The sequence below is a fragment of the Bacillus sp. FJAT-27225 genome (assembly GCF_001685025.1).
GTDB lineage: Bacteria > Bacillota > Bacilli > Bacillales > Cytobacillaceae > Bacillus_D.
Map to the genome: position 1 here is coordinate 287,694 of NZ_MAYU01000021.1, position 16,861 is coordinate 304,554.

The 16,861-nt window shown below is 43.6% G+C and carries 16 protein-coding genes and 1 pseudogene; 8 read left to right on the top strand and 9 right to left on the bottom strand.

Features of this window, described 5'->3' with window-relative positions; genetic code table 11:
- Positions 1-172: 172 nt before the first annotated feature.
- On the top strand, positions 173-1,207 hold the full coding sequence (locus tag A8F94_RS13525) for an acyltransferase family protein (RefSeq protein ID WP_066201267.1): 1,035 nt from the start codon (positions 173-175) through the stop codon (positions 1,205-1,207).
- Between the two features lie 43 nt (positions 1,208-1,250).
- Here the strand turns inward: A8F94_RS13525 and A8F94_RS13530 are convergent, their stop codons facing one another.
- The 4 genes from A8F94_RS13530 to A8F94_RS13545 all read right to left on the bottom strand — a co-directional run bounded on the left by A8F94_RS13530 (position 1,251) and on the right by A8F94_RS13545 (position 5,089).
- Positions 1,251-1,970 carry a LutC/YkgG family protein gene (locus A8F94_RS13530; protein ID WP_066201270.1) on the bottom strand — a complete coding sequence of 240 codons (720 nt, stop codon included), beginning with the start codon at positions 1,968-1,970 and terminating at the stop codon, positions 1,251-1,253.
- Positions 1,971-1,972: 2 nt separating this feature from the next.
- Positions 1,973-3,397, bottom strand: a complete 1,425-nt coding sequence (locus A8F94_RS13535) for a LutB/LldF family L-lactate oxidation iron-sulfur protein (protein ID WP_066201273.1) — start codon at positions 3,395-3,397, stop codon at positions 1,973-1,975.
- 44 nt (positions 3,398-3,441) lie between these two features.
- Positions 3,442-4,158, bottom strand: a complete 717-nt coding sequence (locus A8F94_RS13540; protein ID WP_066201275.1) for a (Fe-S)-binding protein — start codon at positions 4,156-4,158, stop codon at positions 3,442-3,444.
- Between the two features lie 202 nt (positions 4,159-4,360).
- A complete protein-coding gene (locus A8F94_RS13545) occupies positions 4,361-5,089 on the bottom strand; it encodes a FadR/GntR family transcriptional regulator (RefSeq protein ID WP_066201278.1) in 729 nt (242 codons plus the stop codon).
- 342 nt (positions 5,090-5,431) lie between these two features.
- Here A8F94_RS13545 and A8F94_RS13550 point away from each other — a divergent pair.
- Positions 5,432-7,125: pseudogene (locus tag A8F94_RS13550) on the top strand (L-lactate permease).
- Here A8F94_RS13550 and A8F94_RS13555 read toward each other — a convergent pair.
- On the bottom strand, positions 7,112-7,321 hold the full coding sequence (locus A8F94_RS13555; RefSeq protein WP_066201281.1) for a hypothetical protein: 210 nt from the start codon (positions 7,319-7,321) through the stop codon (positions 7,112-7,114). The pseudogene A8F94_RS13550 and the gene A8F94_RS13555 overlap by 14 nt on opposite strands.
- Positions 7,322-7,392: 71 nt before the next feature.
- Between A8F94_RS13555 and A8F94_RS13560 the strand changes: the two genes are divergently transcribed.
- Positions 7,393-9,138, top strand: a complete 1,746-nt coding sequence (locus A8F94_RS13560; protein WP_066201284.1) for a B12-binding domain-containing radical SAM protein — start codon at positions 7,393-7,395, stop codon at positions 9,136-9,138.
- Between the two features lie 16 nt (positions 9,139-9,154).
- Here the strand turns inward: A8F94_RS13560 and A8F94_RS25760 are convergent, their stop codons facing one another.
- On the bottom strand, positions 9,155-9,310 hold the full coding sequence (locus A8F94_RS25760; RefSeq protein ID WP_175384420.1) for a hypothetical protein: 156 nt from the start codon (positions 9,308-9,310) through the stop codon (positions 9,155-9,157).
- Positions 9,310-9,471, bottom strand: a complete 162-nt coding sequence (locus A8F94_RS25765; protein WP_175384421.1) for a hypothetical protein — start codon at positions 9,469-9,471, stop codon at positions 9,310-9,312. Before A8F94_RS25765 ends, A8F94_RS25760 begins: the two co-directional genes overlap by 1 nt.
- Positions 9,472-9,856: 385 nt before the next feature.
- On the opposite strand from A8F94_RS25765, the gene A8F94_RS13565 reads away from it, so the two are divergent.
- From A8F94_RS13565 to A8F94_RS13585, 5 genes are all read left to right on the top strand, one after another.
- Entirely contained in the window at positions 9,857-10,204 is a 348-nt protein-coding gene (locus tag A8F94_RS13565; protein ID WP_066201289.1) for a DUF3905 domain-containing protein, read from the top strand.
- A 320-nt stretch (positions 10,205-10,524) separates the two neighbouring features.
- Positions 10,525-11,655 carry a CdaR family transcriptional regulator gene (locus tag A8F94_RS13570; RefSeq protein WP_066201295.1) on the top strand — a complete coding sequence of 377 codons (1,131 nt, stop codon included), beginning with the start codon at positions 10,525-10,527 and terminating at the stop codon, positions 11,653-11,655.
- A gap of 99 nt (positions 11,656-11,754) precedes the next feature.
- Positions 11,755-13,191: a glycolate oxidase subunit GlcD gene (glcD, locus tag A8F94_RS13575; RefSeq protein WP_066201298.1), complete on the top strand. Its 1,437-nt coding sequence runs from the start codon at positions 11,755-11,757 to the stop codon at positions 13,189-13,191.
- Complete coding sequence (locus tag A8F94_RS13580) at positions 13,188-14,525, top strand: (Fe-S)-binding protein (protein WP_066201299.1); 1,338 nt, start codon at positions 13,188-13,190, stop codon at positions 14,523-14,525. The genes glcD and A8F94_RS13580 overlap by 4 nt, the downstream gene beginning before the upstream one ends.
- A 162-nt stretch (positions 14,526-14,687) precedes the next feature.
- Positions 14,688-14,885: an alpha/beta-type small acid-soluble spore protein gene (locus tag A8F94_RS13585; RefSeq protein ID WP_066201302.1), complete on the top strand. Its 198-nt coding sequence runs from the start codon at positions 14,688-14,690 to the stop codon at positions 14,883-14,885.
- A 70-nt stretch (positions 14,886-14,955) separates the two neighbouring features.
- Here A8F94_RS13585 and A8F94_RS13590 read toward each other — a convergent pair whose 3' ends face one another.
- Together A8F94_RS13590 and sigI are read right to left on the bottom strand one after the other, a co-directional pair.
- Positions 14,956-16,041: an anti-sigma factor domain-containing protein gene (locus tag A8F94_RS13590; protein WP_066201305.1), complete on the bottom strand. Its 1,086-nt coding sequence runs from the start codon at positions 16,039-16,041 to the stop codon at positions 14,956-14,958.
- Positions 16,038-16,793: an RNA polymerase sigma factor SigI gene (gene sigI, locus A8F94_RS13595; RefSeq protein ID WP_254660856.1), complete on the bottom strand. Its 756-nt coding sequence runs from the start codon at positions 16,791-16,793 to the stop codon at positions 16,038-16,040. The genes A8F94_RS13590 and sigI overlap by 4 nt, the downstream gene beginning before the upstream one ends.
- Positions 16,794-16,861 lie beyond the last annotated feature (68 nt).

Sequence of the window (16,861 nt, forward strand, 5' to 3'; positions counted from 1 at the left end):
TACCCAGAAAAACAGACGGCTCTACGAACATTATTACTGTACTACAGAATAAAAATTGTTGTATAACAGTTCAGGTTTGGTTTGTTTGGAATTGATTGCCTGTTTGCTGTACGCGCGTTTCGGGTACTTGTAGGGGTGATTGTTTCCGGGGGTCTCTACTTTGGAGGTCAGCATGAAAAAACGAGACTACTACTTTGATAATGCAAAATTCATTTTGATATTTCTTGTTGTGTTCGGGCATCTGCTCAGGGCATTCATAGAGGACAATGAAATCTTTTACGCATTATATAAAGCGATTTACACGTTCCATATGCCTGCGTTTATTCTTGTGTCAGGTTTTTTTGCAAAAGGGTTCAATGAAAAAGGGTATATAAAGAAAATCACCAAGAAACTCATTTTGCCGTACATCATCTTTCAGGTTATTTATTCTGTGTTTTACTATTTTCTTTACCAAAAACCGACTCTTGTCATTGATCCGTTCAACCCGCAATGGTCTCTGTGGTTCCTCGTCAGCATGTTTTATTGGAATCTGTTAATGATTCCTTTTTCAAAACTGAAGGCAGCGACCGCGATTCCAATCGCTTTGGCGGTAGGGCTGTTGATCGGATACGTTGACTGGATTTCAAATTATCTGAGCCTCTCAAGGACATTTGTGTTCTTCCCGCTGTTTCTGGCAGGTTATTATTTGAAAAAAGAACATTTTTATTCACTTTTTACAGTGCCAAAGCGGATCTTTGCTCTAGTTGCTTTTATTGCATTGTTTGCAGGATTCTACATGTACCCAGACATGCAGTATCAATGGCTGCTAGGTTCGAAGCCATACGAAGCCATGGGAGCTGCATCGCTATTGGCTATGTTTAAAAGGCTTGGCATTTACATCTTAAGTTTTATCATGGTCATGAGCTTCTTTGCCTTCGTGCCAAGGAAACAGTACTTTTTTACAACCCTCGGAAAACGCACATTGTACGTTTACCTTCTGCACGGATTTTTCGTCAAGCTATTGCGGGAAACGGAGTTCATTTCTTACTTTGATAAGACAGAACGGATCATCCTGCTTGCCGGGGTTTCGCTAATTATTGTCCTTGCCCTTTCAAGTAAGCTGATAACAACATTCACCCAGCCATTAATTGAACTGAATGTAAGCCGGGCGAAGAAGCTGCTCGAAAGATTGTCAGGAGAATACAGGGTACCGCAGGAAAGGAACTAAGTATTCAAAGAAAATCCCCGCCAAGCAGCGGGGATTTTTTCTCCTATAAATCTTCAACCACAATATAGGCAGCCCGTACAGGCCCATGTACACCGACAACCAAATTTAGTTCAATATCAGCCGAATTGCTTGGCCCAGTAATGAAGTTGATGCAGGAAGGCACATCCTTCCCTTCAAGATGCTGTTTTCGAATCCACTCCGCTGCCTGTGTAAATCGCGGCACAATTGAACTCTTTGGGACAAGCGCGATAAAATTCTCAGGAAGAAAAGAGACTGAACGTCCTCTGTCCCGGTTTGTAAAATGAGTAACGGTTCCCGATTCTGCCAGGGTAACTTCACTGATGGTTATTGCAACCTTTGCGCTTTCAGCCAACGAAATGTTTTCATCCCCTTTAGTATGGTCCCAAACACGAACCTCTACATTTTCCGAAGGCCACTCGTTCTCCAGCAATTCTCCAAGTCCCCATTTTCCGTACCGCTCGTCATTCCAGGTCATAACTGGACCGCCGCCATAGCTTTCAACAATCTCCTTAACCTTCTCCGGGAGCTGATCTAGCTTTGTTTCATGCAAGGCAGTATGGATTTTCAGGCATTGGGTTTTCAAAACTTCAAGCAGCTCATCCTGGGATGCCCCTTTATAGATCTCGTGCTGGGGCTGGAATTTGTATGCAGGACGCTCTACACTTGTTGTATTCCGTGGCCTGCCAAGGCTGGAAGCCACTTTATCGAGAAACCTTTTTCGATTGTGAATCGTGCCATGCATTGTTATTTGCCTCCTTTTTCACGGTTCTTGAACCAATCACGGAATCGCTCCTTGCTTGGTGCAGGAAAATCTCGGATATCAGTCCAGGCTTTTAGCGGTCCTGGTCCTTTTGTTATTTTGTCGCCAACCATAAACGGATTCATGGCAGCGGGGGCCATCTTTGTTCCTATTTTATAAAGGCTTGGGGAGGCGGCACCCAGACCATAGGCTTTCATAAGCAGCTTTTCTGAAACCGGAGCTTTGCCTTCATTTTCAACAATAACCTGCCTGTGCTTATGGAGAAGCTGATGGAGCGGAATTTTTACTGGGCATACTTCTGTACATGCCCCGCAAAGTGTTGAGGCATATGGCAATTCCTTATACTCATCATAGCCTCCCAATAACGGGGACAGAACCGCACCGATTGGCCCTGAATAAATCGAGCCGTAAGAATGGCCCCCGACATGGCGGTAAACCGGACATACATTGATGCATGCAGCACAGCGGATACATTGGAGTACGGAGCGGAACTCGCCTGCAAGGATATCCGATCTGCCATTATCAACAATGACCAGATGGAATTCCTCAGGTCCATCCGCTTCCGGCTCCTGGCGAGGCCCGGTAAGAACTGTGATATAGCTTGTCAGTTTCTGTCCGACAGCACTGCGTGTCAGCATACTGACCAGCACTTCCATTTCTTCAAATGTCGGGACAAGCCTCTCCATTCCCATAACCGTAATTTGTGTTTTCGGCAGGGCAGTGACAAGGTCGGCGTTGCCCTCGTTCGTTACCAGAGCGAAGGAACCTGTTTCTGCTACTGCAAAATTGCAGCCAGTTACCCCGATATCGGCGGCCAAGTATTCCTTGCGGAGCATTTCACGTGCATGTGCCGCCAGTTCCTCAGGCTTTGAGGTTTTATCATATCCAAGCTTTTCAGCGAACACATCCCTGATTTGCTCTTTATTTTTATGAAGGGCCGGCACGACGATGTGGGAAGGCGGATCATGGTCATCGACTTGGAGAATATATTCTCCGAGGTCTGTTTCAATGACTTCGCATCCCGCTGCCTCGAGTGCCTGGTTCATCGATATTTCTTCCGAGACCATCGACTTTGCTTTAACGACCTTTTTGGCATTTTTCTTTTTGGCAACTTCGGTAATATACGCACTTGCTTCCTCGGCTGTTTGGGCGAAAAAGACGTGGCCGCCGCGCTTGGCGACATTTTCACTCAGCTGGTTTAGATAGTAATCAAGATTGTCAAGTACATGCTGGCGGATTTCCTCCCCATGGTTACGCCATTCTTCCCAGTCACCAAGTTCGACTGTTACATCCCGCCTTCTCGTTCCCATTCTCTCCTGGGCACCTGCAACAGCACCGCGCATGAATGAATCGTTTATACCGTCCTGGACTCGTTCCTTGAATTGTTCCTGCCCTATTTTAATGGACATAGCGCTTATCTCCCTCCGTCCTAATTCAAAAAAACTCTGGTAACTTACCTGCTATTCAAAACTTCAGCAATATGCATGATTTGTATCGGTTTGCCGAGCCTATCAATCCGGCCGCCTATATTCATCAAGCAGGCAGCATCCGCACCGATTAAGTACTGTGCACCAGTCTCTTCGACGTGCTGGACCTTCTCATCCACCATCTGTTCGGAAATCTGTGCCATCTTGACCGCAAATGTTCCTCCAAAACCACAGCACTGTTCCTTTCCAGGAAGTTCCGTGAATTCAAGGCCTCTGACATGTTTCAAAAGTTTCATAGGAGCTTCGACAACACCGAGGAGTCTGGTCATATGGCAAGAGGTGAGATATGTAACTTTATGTTCGAACCGCGCTCCGACATCTTCAACTTTGAGAACATCGACAATAAATTGTGTAAGCTCATACGTTTTATTAGCCAGAGCTTTGGCTTTAGGGCCATAAGTTGGGTCATCCTTAAACAAGTACGGGTACTCTTTTAACATGGTGGCACATGAGCCTGATGGGGAAACGACTACTTCCGCGCGCTGAAACACATCAATCATTCTCATCATTGCTTCTTTTGATTCTTTTACATATCCGCTGTTATAGGCAGGCTGCCCACAGCAAACTTGTGATTCAGGAAAATCGATTTCACAGCCGAGCCGTTCCAGTAGCTCTACAGTGGCTTTTCCAACATCACTTTGAAAAAGGTCAACCAAACAAGTTGCAAAAAGGGTTACCCTCATTTTTCCTACTCTCCCTTATTTCGTTCATTTTCACTGAAGGTCAACAGGTCATCTGATGACTTATCAATAAATTTAGTAAGTTATTTAAATACTACTATAAAGCTATCAAACTTTGAAAGTGTTTTCATTTGATTTTTGTAAGAAAAACGAGAGCGCTTTTGTGATAGGCAAAAAAGCCTTTTTATTAAAAAAGGCAGAAAAGTTATAGTGATAGTGGAGACGACATATAATATTTTGTTAATATTTCTTCAACATTATCGAGGTGCTCTAGCATAAGCAATCTGGAAAGGTCAGGGTTTTGAGCAGCAATTGCTTTATAAATGGACAAATGTTCATCATATAGCTTTTCGGTGGTCGTTTGTTTGGAATAAAGCCAAACTTTACGTGTCTCTTTCATTGTTTCCCGCATGAGGCTTGAGACCTGCCCCATCAAATTAAGAAGCATTGGGTTGTCTGCAGCTTCTGCTACTGCAAAGTGGAAATGGAGATCGGCCTGTTCCCCAAGCTCTTCATTCCCATGAGCCCTTTCCATTTCCTCAAGTGCCCTCTCCATATTCAATAAGTGCACATGGCTGCGTTTTAAAGCTGCTGCCGACGCAGTTCCGGTCTCGATTATTTTTCGTAATTCAAGTAGATTTTCAATATCTTTTTTGTTCATCAATATTGAAGTCGATAATGGAAAGGAGATATCTTTTGATACAGATTCTCTTACAAAAGTCCCTTCCCCTTGCCTCAATTCAATTAACCCCATCGCTTTAAGTGCAGACAGCGCCTCTCGGACTGCTGACCGCCCTACCTGGAAGTTCGCAGCCAGCTGCTGGACAGAATCCAGTTTGTCCCCTGGCCTTACCTCCCCGCTTCGAATCATTTCATGAAGTGCTTCAGCAACTTCCTCATATATCTTTTTTGGTTTTATTTTTTTGTAGTTCAAATCATTCATCCCCTAAAAAGGTCGTTCTGTTGACTGCCTTTTATTATACAATGATTTTTACGAATGAAAACCCATATTCCTTAATTTTGAAGAAAGCGATTTATCGTAATTGGTTTAACTCTACCATTATGGTAATAAAGCCATAGTTTAGAAAATTTGCGTAAAAATGGTTGTTTTTTAATAGAATGACAAATATAATTTTGGCTAGGGAGTTGAAAGGTCCAGTCGTCAGATGACCGTACCACTCATTGAAAGCGCTTCAATAGAGTTGTAAGGAAGGAGGAAATGTCGCGAGGGACATCACATGTAGGATACTTATGCTATGCTGGGGGGATTACGCTTATGAGTTTTACGCAAAATTTTACTGCAGTCGGGGATAATCTTGCCTTATCGGCACTTGTTGCTGTCATTCCAATTCTCTATTTCTTCTGGGCTTTGGCTATTAAGAGAATGAAAGGCCATATTGCCGGTATAACGACACTATTAGTAGCAATTGTGCTCGCAATCATCGCTTATAAAATGCCTGCCGGTCTAGCTGTTATGTCCGCTACTCAAGGGGCGGTATATGGGGTATTGCCAATCGGCTGGATCATTATTACCTCTGTATTCCTTTACAAACTAACTGTTAAGACTGGCCAATTCAATATAATTAGGAGCTCTGTTCTATCGATTACAGAAGACCGGCGTCTACAGGCGCTTTTGGTGGCATTTTCGTTCGGAGCATTTCTTGAAGGAGCTGCCGGGTTTGGTGCACCTGTTGCGATTTCGGCTGCATTGCTAGTTGGCCTTGGTTTCAATCCTCTCTATGCCGCAGGCCTTTGCTTAATTGCAAACACGGCACCTGTTGCATTTGGAGCGATTGGTATCCCAATTATCGCGGTTGAGGGTCCGACTGGGATTCCTGCAATGGAAATATCCAAAATGGTTGGCCGCCAGCTTCCGTTCCTGTCCGTTTTCATTCCATTTTATCTTGTTATGATTATGGCTGGCTGGAAGCGGACAAAAGAAGTTATGCCTGCTATCCTTGTTTCTGGTATCTCCTTTGCTGTCAATATCTGTCCTCGAATTTCCTTGGACCTGAGCTGCCTGATATCCTGTCATCATTAGTATCGCTATTCGCGCTGGCAATTTTCCTTCGCTTTTGGAAACCAAAGACCATCTTCCGTTTCTCGGCTGAACAGGAACTTGCGGCCACTTCGGCAGCAACGAAAACGGCAGTGGGAAATGAACCAACCTATACAGCTGGACAAATTTTTAAAGCCTGGTCTCCTTTCCTTGTCTTGACTGCGATTATCTCCCTTTGGGGCATTCCAACCATCAAACAGGCACTAACAGGTATTTACGCTGGAGAAAACGTGATTTTAAGAGCAGTCAATTCTATTGGACAAGCCCTTACCTTACATCCGGCAGTTCCGTTCCTGGATGGGAATATCATTGATTCGGCAGGCAATCCAATTGCTGCGCTTTATAAACTAGATATTCTAGGAGCTGCGGGGACAGCAATCCTAATCGCTGCAATTATCTCTAAGTTCATTGTCAAAATTAGCTGGAGCGGTTTCTTAAAAACGTTTGTCGAAACCCTCAATGAATTGAAATTCCCGATTTTGACGATTGCATCTGTCGTTGCGTTTGCCTACGTTACAAACGCTTCCGGTATGAGTACGACTCTCGGTATGTCTCTTGCCAAAACAGGTTCCGTCCTATTCCCGTTCTTCTCGCCGTTCCTCGGCTGGCTCGGGGTATTCATCACCGGTTCCGATACATCAGCGAACCTATTGTTTGGTAACCTGCAAAAAATCACCGCAAACAATATTGGCATGAGCGAAGTCCTCGCGGTTGCAGCGAACTCGTCAGGCGGGGTAACCGGAAAAATGATCTCCCCGCAATCCATAGCAGTCGCCTGTGCAGCTGTCGGGCTGGCCGGCAAGGAATCCGACTTGTTCCGCTTTACAGTGAAGCATAGTCTTTTCCTAGTAACGCTGATTGGAATCATGACATGGCTGCAGCATACATTCTTTGGCTTTATGATTCCTTAAGCCATTTTTGAACAAAAGGAGCGCCTAAATCTTTATTTTCCTTAAAGTTAAAGACTTTGCCATCATTGGCAAGGTTTTTTCGTTCAGTGCTAGCATACAATCCAAATTCTCTGCCGAGGTTCCGGTTCGCAGGACGAAACTTTTTTTCAACAACATAGTTCGTACCTACCTTCCATTTCGTGAGCTTATGCCCCACCCCCTTCCTTTTACAACTTATCACTTGTATACTAAAATATTAGGTAAGAATTATCGTAAGGGAGTAAGCTCATGAAAATCATTTGTTCAACATTGAACGCCAAATATATTCATACCAATCTTGCAATCCGATACCTGAAAGCTTATGCACAGCCGGAGTTTACGGTTGAATTGGCTGAGTATACGATTAAAGACCCGGCGATGAATATTGTTTCAGATTTAATTTCCAGGAAACCGGATGTGATCGGATTCAGCTGTTATATTTGGAACATTGAAGAAACCATTAAAGTTGTTTCCATGATAAAAAAAATCAATCCTGGCATTGCGGTTGTTTTGGGTGGCCCTGAAGTTACCTATGACACAATCGAGTGGCTTGAGCGTATTCCAGAGGTGGATTATATAATCGCGGGCGAGGGAGAACTTGCATTCAAGGAACTGCTTACCCAGCTCCAGGGCCTTGAACCGGATTTCAGCAAGGTTTCTGGTCTTGCTTACCGGCTAAATGGAAAAATAAAACTAAACTTTCAGTCAGGTAAACTTGATTTGAAGCAAATCCCCTCGCCATACTGTTTCCCTGAGGATGCCCCTCAATTAGGCAAAAGGGTTACCTATATCGAAACGAGCCGGGGATGCCCATTCAGCTGTCAGTTCTGCCTCTCTTCAATAGAAGTAGGCGTCCGTTATTTTGATAGAGAAAAAATAAAGGAAGATATCCGCTATTTGATGGCAAATGGAGCAAAAACAATTAAATTTGTCGACAGAACCTTCAATATTAGTAGAAGTTATGCCATGGACATGTTCCGCTTTCTGATAGACGAGCATGTTCCCGGTACTGTGTTCCAGTTTGAAATAACAGCTGACATCATGAGGCCGGAAGTAATTGAATTCCTTAATACGGAGGCTCCTAAAGGCTTGTTCCGCTTCGAGATTGGGGTTCAGTCCACCAATGACTATACCAATGAACTCGTCAAACGAAAGCAGAACTTCGAAAAATTAAAGCGGACTGTAACAATGGTAAAAGAAGGCGGCAAGATTGACCAGCACCTGGATTTAATTGCGGGCTTACCGGAAGAAAATTACCAATCGTTCAGAAAAACATTTAATGACGTGTTTGAAATGAGGCCGGAGGAACTGCAGCTAGGGTTCCTTAAAATGTTGCGGGGAACAGGGCTCCGGATTCGCGCCGATGAGCATTCGTATATTTATATGGACCATGCTCCTTATGAAATTCTCGGAAACAATGTTCTTTCTTTTGAAGATATCATCCGTATCAAACAGGTTGAAGATGTTCTGGAGAAATATTGGAACAGCCACAGGATGGATGCAACAGTTGAATATTTAATTCAGCATGTATTCGATTCAGCTTTTGACTTTTTCCAGGAATTCGGAACATATTGGGATAGGAAAGGCTGGTCGAGGATAGGGCATCAGCTCGAGGACCTGTTCAAAAGGCTTTATTCATTTCTTAAAGACCGGAAAATCGGTGGGCTTGAAATTGTTGAAGGCCTGATGAAATATGATTATCTTTCAAGGCAGAGGTATAGCCCGCGCAAACCTTGGTGGGACAACCGTTATTCCAAAAAAGACTTAAGCAGCAAATATCAGCTTCTTTTACAGGATCCATCAATAGCAGGGATAGGTTTCAAGGACTTGGATTTATCGGAAAAAGAGCTGTACAAGCATACTCTTTTGGAACCCATTCCTTTTGATGTTGACTACTATCAGTCCTCAGGTAAAATTCATGCTGCTGATTCTGTTATGGTTGTTTATTATGACCCGGCCGGAACTGGGCCGCTCATCTCTTCGTTCGCATCATAAGCCGGCAGACGCCGGCTTATTTTTTCTTTTCTTCCTTTTCGTTTTTATCCTCGCGTTCGTTTTTATGCCAGCGCTCAGCAAAAAGTTCGTATAACTTAATCCCATTTACATCGCCAAATTCGATGCCGAACTCTTCATAAAACGCCCTGTCCCGCTGTCGGTGTTCCCTCATCAGCCTCGCCCTTTCCTTCCCTGCTTCGAATTACGGTTAGCACCTTTCATTGGATCTTCTTCATGGGCAAGCTCTGCGGAAAAATCAGATTCCATTGAATTTTTATGAGGGGTCTTACTGTATTTCTCGACGGCATTTCGTTCTGCTTTTCTTTTGGCCATTCTCTTCCCTCCTATAGTCCATATTCAAACCTTAGTTTTTCCACAGACACCCCTTTCATTCATTAAAAACGAACCAAGTAAATGCTGCAGGAATGATAAAGTGAACCTCAATCAGTAGAGGTTATCTTCACCCCCTGGTTGTTAGCCCCGTTCTACTTCGACTACTATCTCCACTTACGCACAGATGATACGGAGTACAAACCCGACTGGTTCAACTAAGCCGAGTAGAGGTCACAGCGGCGAGTTTCACTTTAACTCACGAATGGCTATACGGACAGTTGACCCCAACTGTATATGTAGAATCTTGAGGAGGGTCTTACTTCCCATTATTATCGGATAAAATTTCATCAGCTTCTAACAATAGTAATAAAAAGGAGGAAGGTATATGAAGGATGATAGAAACAAACTGACTCCCCCACAAATTGATGGGACAATGCCTCACCAAGTAAATGCCGCTGATTTCAAAGATACCGGAATTAAAATTCAGTCCCCATTTATAAACAAGCATGGTGTGGTTATAGGAGACAGCTTATACTCCTCACCCAACTCTCCATTGGAAAACTGGTCAGATGATACTGATCCCGAAATAATGGCTGGAGAGGAATGGATCCATCCGACAAATGATATAGGATGGAATACATTAGAAAACCGCGAATTAATTGAAAGCAAACAATTACCACAAGGTGTTTCCTTCATGCATCCTGTAAAAGATACAGGGAAAGGAACTGACTAAGATTTGCCTGAAAGTTATCGCCCGATCACCCAGTATTTCAGGAAAGCTTCTCGGATGGATCAGGCTGCCAAATTTCCGAAGGATTTTTTATTGGATCCTCAGGCAGGTGTAACGCCTGGGGATTCCCCCGAATTTCTTGATAACCTAGCAGTAGAAATGTTCAGCCGCTGGGACACATCCCATTAACCCATACTATTAGCACCAAGCCTATATAGATTAAAAATACTATAGCAGGCCCCCTCCCAGTTCTTTATAATAAGGGTAACACCGGCTTAAGCAGCCCGACTTTTGCCAAACCTAAGAGAACAGGAGGTAAATCCATGATCCTTCCGGAATTGGCTGAAAAAATTGTCAATGAAGTGAAAAAACTAATCGACGAAGATATCATTGTAGTAAATACCGATGGGAATATTATCGCAAGTACAGACCGTTCTAGAATTGGTTCCTTTCATGAAGGGGCAAAGATTGCGGCAATGGAAAAACGAAAGCTTGAAATTTCGAAAGAAGATCAGCAGAAATTAAAAGGTGTTAAGGCCGGGATTAATTTCCCTATATTTTTTCAACACGATGTTATCGGAATTATTGGAATAACCGGCGAACCTTCATCTGTTACACCATTTGGTGAGATTGTCAGAAAAATGACTGAACTTTTAATTAGTGAAAATTATTATTACGAACAATACGAATGGAAATCAAGGGCAATTGAGGCGTTAGTGATGGATTGGCTTCGATTGGCTGATTGGGATAGCTCCTTCCTCGACAGGGCCAGGCTTCTCTCTATTGACATGTCTATTGAAAGAATTGGCACTATTATTGAATTACATCAAATAGGCTCCCCACTTCCCCGGAGTACCTGGGCAGCCATATTAGGCTGGCGCGGCCTGTCCAAATCCGATGTCGCTGCACGCTGGGGAAATGACCGGATTATCCTGTTACTGGATGAGTCAAACTATAAAACGCGCCAGGAAGTTCACTTCAAGCTCACGCAATTTGCCGATTTTATCAAGTCAATAGCTGGAGTTGACGTATATACCGGCATAGGGCCACCCGTAACCCCAAGAGAAATCAGCCATTCCTATACTCATGCAGCAAGGGCTCTTAAAATCGCTTCCCCTTCAAAGCCAATAGTCTTTGATGAAGATTTAACGCTGGAAATGCTGTTGGATGGTCTCAGCTCAACTTTGAAAAAGGAATTTATTTATCGGACACTTGGCACAATTCTTCATGAAAAGGAACTTCTCCTTACAATCAGGGAATTATTTAACCAGAACCATGCCATGAAACAAACAGCAGCCACCTTGCATATCCATATCAATACACTACATTATAGGCTGAAGAAAATCCTCGACTTGACCGGCTTTGACCTCAGGAAAACCCACGATATGATCACAATTTATTTGGCAATCCTTATTTTAGATGAACAAACAAATAATTCTCATAAAAACCATTGATTTTTGTATGTATATACATAGCAGGCGATTGCCTGTTTTTTTATAATGGAAATATGGCCTTATGAAACCGCTTTATTTAATACGATAGGAGGAAAAGCAATGTTGGCACCGACAACAAAACGTGATATTAGTGAGGAAGCTAAGAAAAAATTCATTGCGGTAGTCACAGATGCGAATTTCGACGATAGCCAGACTGGAAGGCTTGTGTATTCTTTCGACGCGATGCCGAACCTTCAGTCGATGCCTGATGCCGTAATTAGTCCCCGAAACACACAGGAAATTTCTGAAATACTAAAAATATGCAATGAGTATAAGATTCCGGTTGTGCCCAGGGGTTCCGGAACCAATCTTTGCGGCGGGACATGCCCTGTTGAAGGCGGAGTCGTCCTTCTGTTTAAACATATGAACAAAATTCTTGAATTCGACGAGCAAAACCTTACTATTACTGTCCAGCCTGGTGTGATTACAAGCCAAATAAACAGCCTGGCAGAAGCGAATGGCCTCTTCTTCCCTCCTGATCCCGGCTCAATGAAGATTTCCACAATCGGCGGGAATATCCTTGAAAATGCCGGTGGTTTGCGCGGACTAAAATATGGAGTTACAAGGGATTATGTCATCGGGATGGAGGCAGTTCTCCCGAATGGTGCTGTCATCCGTACCGGGGGAAAATTAGCCAAGGATGTTGCAGGATATGACTTTACGCGCCTTTTTGTCGGTTCGGAAGGGACACTTGGCATTGTCACAGAAGCAATTTTAAAACTTGTCCCACTCCCTGAAACAAAAAAAACTGCTCTAGCCCTATATAGTGACCTTGAAGATGCTGCTAGATCGGTATCTAAAATCATAGCCAATAAAATCATCCCGACGACACTTGAGTTCCTTGATCAGGCAACCGTCAAGGTTATTGAAGATTATGTAAAAATAGGCCTGCCCACCCATGCAAAAGCTGTCTTACTCATAGAACAAGATGGGCCTCCGGAGGTTGTAGACCGGGATATGAAAAAAATCATCGAAATTTGTGAAGCTGAAAAGGCATTTTCTGTGCAAGTCGCGAAAACAGAACAAGAGGCTGAAGCCCTCAGGACTGCGAGAAGGGTGGCCCTTTCGGCACTAGCAAGGCTGAAACCAACGACTATCTTGGAAGACGCGACTGTTCCCCGTTCCGAAATTGCCAGAATGGTTGGCTATATTAATGAGATAGCCGCCAAGTATAACGTGGAAATCTGTACATTTGGGCATGCCGGAGATGGCAACCTTCACCCTACATGCCCGACCGATGTCCGCAATCATGATGAGATGGAACGGGTTGAAAAAGCTTTCGAAGAAATTTTTGAGCGTGCTGTTGAGCTCGGCGGAACGATAACTGGGGAACATGGCGTTGGTGTTGCAAAAGCACCTTATCTTGAACTGAAACTTGGGAAGGAAGGCGTCGAGGCAATGAAAGCTGTGAAAGCTGCCCTCGACCCGAACAATATTATGAACCCTGGCAAAATTTTTGCAAAAGCGAGCAGGAAACGTGTGGTGGTCTCAAAATGACAACAGTAAAAGAGAGGGAAACGATCCAGGCGCAGTTCAACGAAAGAATGAATGAAGATGAGTTATTGAATTGCATGAGATGCGGATTCTGTCTGCCAAGCTGCCCCACTTATATAGAATCGGGATTTCAGGAATCCCATTCACCGCGCGGGCGAATTGCCTTAATGAAGGCCGTCGTTGACGGATTAATTACCCCAGATGAGGATTTTGAACGTTCGTTGGACCTCTGCCTTGGCTGCAGGGCGTGTGAACCAGTTTGTCCATCCGGTGTAAAGTATGGATCGCTTCTTGAAGATGCACGAGATATTGTTGCCCAGAACAAAAAACATTCCCTCCCGGTAAGGGTTGCCCGAAAAGCGGTTTTTGAAGGGCTTTTTCCTCATCAAAACAGAATGCGTTCTATTGCAGGGCTGATTGGCTTTTACCAGCGTTCCGGCCTCCAGACAGTGGCACGGAAAATTGGTTTTATGAGCCTTCTTCCCGATACACTTGTAACGATGGAAAAAGTGCTTCCTAAAGTGCCGCCGATGAAAAAATTGAAAGACCGTCCCGATTTTGCGCCGGCTATTGGTGAGAAAACGAAAAAAGTTTCTTTCTTCAGCGGTTGCCTGATGGATACGATGTTTATTGAAACAAATAATGCTACAATCAAACTCCTTCAGCTTGCCGGCTGTGAAGTGGTCATCCCCAAAGACCAGGCATGTTGCGGTGCACTCCACGGCCATTATGGTGAAAAGGACCATGCAAAGGAAATGGCGAAAAGAAATATTAAAGCTTTCGAGGATGCCGGAGCCGATTATATTATTACCAATGCTGGGGGCTGCGGAGGGTTTATGATTGATTATAATCATTTACTGCACAATGAACCAGAATGGCATGAGCGGGCCAAGGAGTTTTCCCGGAAGCTGATGGATATATCCGAAATTCTTGTCGAGGTCGGTTTCCATGAAAAAGTAAGACTTGAATTGCCTTATCAGGTGATAACCTATCAGGATTCCTGCCACCTCCGCAATGTCATGAAAACAGCATCCGCACCAAGGACGTTGTTAAAGGCCATACAGGGGGCTGACTATCAGGAAATGCAGGAGGCTGACCGCTGCTGTGGATCGGCGGGTATCTATAATATCATTGAATCAGAAATGTCGATGAAATTGCTCGACTACAAAATGGAAAAAGCAAAAAACACGAGCGCTGCCACAATTGTTACCGCCAATCCTGGCTGCCTTCTTCAGATGAAGCTCGGAATCGAACGGGAAGGCCTAAACAAAACGATGCGCGGTATCCATATAGTTGACCTTCTCCTCGAGGCGGCAGAAAACAAAACAGATCGTTAAACCCGGAGCCGATGTGAATCGGCTCCTCTTCTCATTAAAAAGTATCTTCTTGTATTATCCTTCCTAATCTTCGTAAGAGTTACCATTCATATTTCTTTAACCACTTCAAATACTAGCTATACAGAGACTTGTCTCTGATGCTCAATAAAAGGAGTGGGAAACATGGCACGCAACAGCAACAAATTACTTGTTCCAGGTGTCGAGCAATTCCTTGATCAAGTTAAATATGAAATTGCCCAGGAATTTGGAGTCCAGTTGGGCTCAGATACAGTTTCAAGAGCAAACGGATCCGTTGGTGGAGAAATTACAAAACGCCTCGTCCGGCAAGCACAGGCACAAATGACTGGCCGTTCTGAATAATTCAAGCCGATGGCATCAGTTTGATTGGATTGATCATGCACGTTAACTGAATAAAATGGAAAAAGTCCGGCTAATTGCCGGACTTGCCTTTATTACTGTTTCCGTTCTGATTGCCTTTATTGGTCTTTTTATTTTTGTTCTCTTTGCCTTTGTTCCCATTTTGGTTTGCTTTACCATTATTTTTCTTTTCTTCATTAGCCTTAGGCTTGCCATTATTGCTATGTTGATTATTTTTTCCCGGATGCTCCATTTTTGCCTTTTCAGCCTTCTTTTCTTGTCCCGGCGGTACAGTCTTGTTTTCCTGACCAGGTGAAACATTCCTTTTTTCCTGACCCGGTGGAACAGTCTTATTTTCCTGTCCCGGTGTTTCAGTCCTCTGTACCTGTCCAGGTGGTATAGCTTTAGTTTCCTTTGAAGGGATGGTTCCCGGAACCGCTGGTGTTGCATGTTTTGGACTATTCCCTGTTTTCACCCCAGGCTGCTTTGCACTTTCGGATTCAGTTTTGTATTTGCCAGTTGTCTGGCCAAGTTTCCTTGCCTTTTTCAAGTCTTCCTCAGTAGCCTTTAACAGTTTGACTTTATGATTATCCTGCCGGGCCTCCTTGGAGATTTCCTTGATCGTATCCTCAAGTTTTTTCTCTACTCTTACCTTTTTCTCATCAGTATTTACGGATGAAATAACAACTTCATTGGATTTTGCAAAATATCCATGGCGTTTAATTTCAACCAGGATTTCCTTGGCAACCTTTGCTGCATCCTCTTTTTCCCAGCCTTTTAGTTTTGACGCAATTTTCTTTCCTTCAGCATTATAGGAATTCAATTTTATAACTTCCATATCATCATTGATTCCCAATTCTATGCTTGGATTTACGTCAATGGACATATAGGCATAAACCCTGTTATCGTTTGAAATAGTAATAGCAGTCGACGCCAGCAGCAATACTGCCGCTGCAGCAACAGCCATCCCCCGCCTAATGGACGTTAATTTTTTCAGGACAATTCCCTTTTTTCGAATCCCCAACATTTGCTCATCAAAAGAAATTTCTTCCCCTATTGTATAAACTCTTTTCTGCCTTCGAGCTTTTAGAAATTCACCCTCAGGGGTCAGTAAGGTAAGAAACGATTCATCCATTTCCAATATGATACCTGTCCTCATGACTCGAGCACCCCTTTTATATAATCCTTCATATATACATAATCTCCTGACATAATCAGGGCCATCGCAATAATATATTTTCGGTTCCGTTCAAGTGTCTTGCGGCTAACAGCCACCATTTCCTCAAGCTGCTTGATCGGAAGCCTTTTAGTCGAAAACAAACTTTCTCGGAGGTCTTCCCTGTCAGCAAGGAGCCTCGCAGCTTCTATTGCATTTTTCCTCGCATCCGCATGTTTTGGAGAATGTTCCACGAGATCATGAAAAGAAAGATCGAATTCTTTCAAATGTTTTTGAAACCTAAGAATCTCCTCTCTTCTAAGCTCCTCATCGGATTTTTTTCTATATTCATCAAGAGAAATTTCATTCTCGATAACCTTCCCGGTTGATTCCGAATCATCAGGATTTATCTGAAGCTCCAGGCTGACGGCAGAGTGCTTTGCCTGGCTTCGGATATAATCAATGACCCTCCGTTTAATGAGGACTTCAGCAAAGCTTAACAGCGAACTTCCCCGTTCTGGGGAGTACTTCTGAATTGCCTCGTTAAAAGCTATGAGGCCTATGCTAAACTCATCGTCTGATTGAACAATATACCGTTTGCAAACAACTGAAACAGTTTTTGCAATGAATGGTTTATAGTCTTCAATCAATTCATTGTTCAGCTTCTTGTCACCTTGCTGTATCAATAGTACTGACTCTTCTAGTGTCCGCTTCTTTTTCTTGGATATAAACAATAAGCTTAGCATAACCCTCACCTCTCTAGTCCCCAATTATATCATAGGAAGGTTATGAAATGGTTGGAAAAGTGTAGGTGCGGATATGA

Coding starts and splice junctions, on each gene's coding strand:
- A8F94_RS13580 (WP_066201299.1), top strand. CDS start 13,188: ATGACAACAGTAAAAGAGAGGGAAACGATCCAGGCGCAGTTCAACGAA.
- glcD (WP_066201298.1), top strand. CDS start 11,755: ATGTTGGCACCGACAACAAAACGTGATATTAGTGAGGAAGCTAAGAAA.
- A8F94_RS13535 (WP_066201273.1), bottom strand. CDS start 3,397: ATGTCCATTAAAATAGGGCAGGAACAATTCAAGGAACGAGTCCAGGAC.
- A8F94_RS13590 (WP_066201305.1), bottom strand. CDS start 16,041: ATGAGGACAGGTATCATATTGGAAATGGATGAATCGTTTCTTACCTTA.
- A8F94_RS13530 (WP_066201270.1), bottom strand. CDS start 1,970: ATGCATGGCACGATTCACAATCGAAAAAGGTTTCTCGATAAAGTGGCT.
- A8F94_RS13570 (WP_066201295.1), top strand. CDS start 10,525: ATGATCCTTCCGGAATTGGCTGAAAAAATTGTCAATGAAGTGAAAAAA.
- A8F94_RS13540 (WP_066201275.1), bottom strand. CDS start 4,158: ATGAGGGTAACCCTTTTTGCAACTTGTTTGGTTGACCTTTTTCAAAGT.
- A8F94_RS13565 (WP_066201289.1), top strand. CDS start 9,857: ATGAAGGATGATAGAAACAAACTGACTCCCCCACAAATTGATGGGACA.
- A8F94_RS25765 (WP_175384421.1), bottom strand. CDS start 9,471: ATGGCCAAAAGAAAAGCAGAACGAAATGCCGTCGAGAAATACAGTAAG.
- A8F94_RS25760 (WP_175384420.1), bottom strand. CDS start 9,310: ATGAGGGAACACCGACAGCGGGACAGGGCGTTTTATGAAGAGTTCGGC.
- A8F94_RS13560 (WP_066201284.1), top strand. CDS start 7,393: ATGAAAATCATTTGTTCAACATTGAACGCCAAATATATTCATACCAAT.
- A8F94_RS13585 (WP_066201302.1), top strand. CDS start 14,688: ATGGCACGCAACAGCAACAAATTACTTGTTCCAGGTGTCGAGCAATTC.
- A8F94_RS13525 (WP_066201267.1), top strand. CDS start 173: ATGAAAAAACGAGACTACTACTTTGATAATGCAAAATTCATTTTGATA.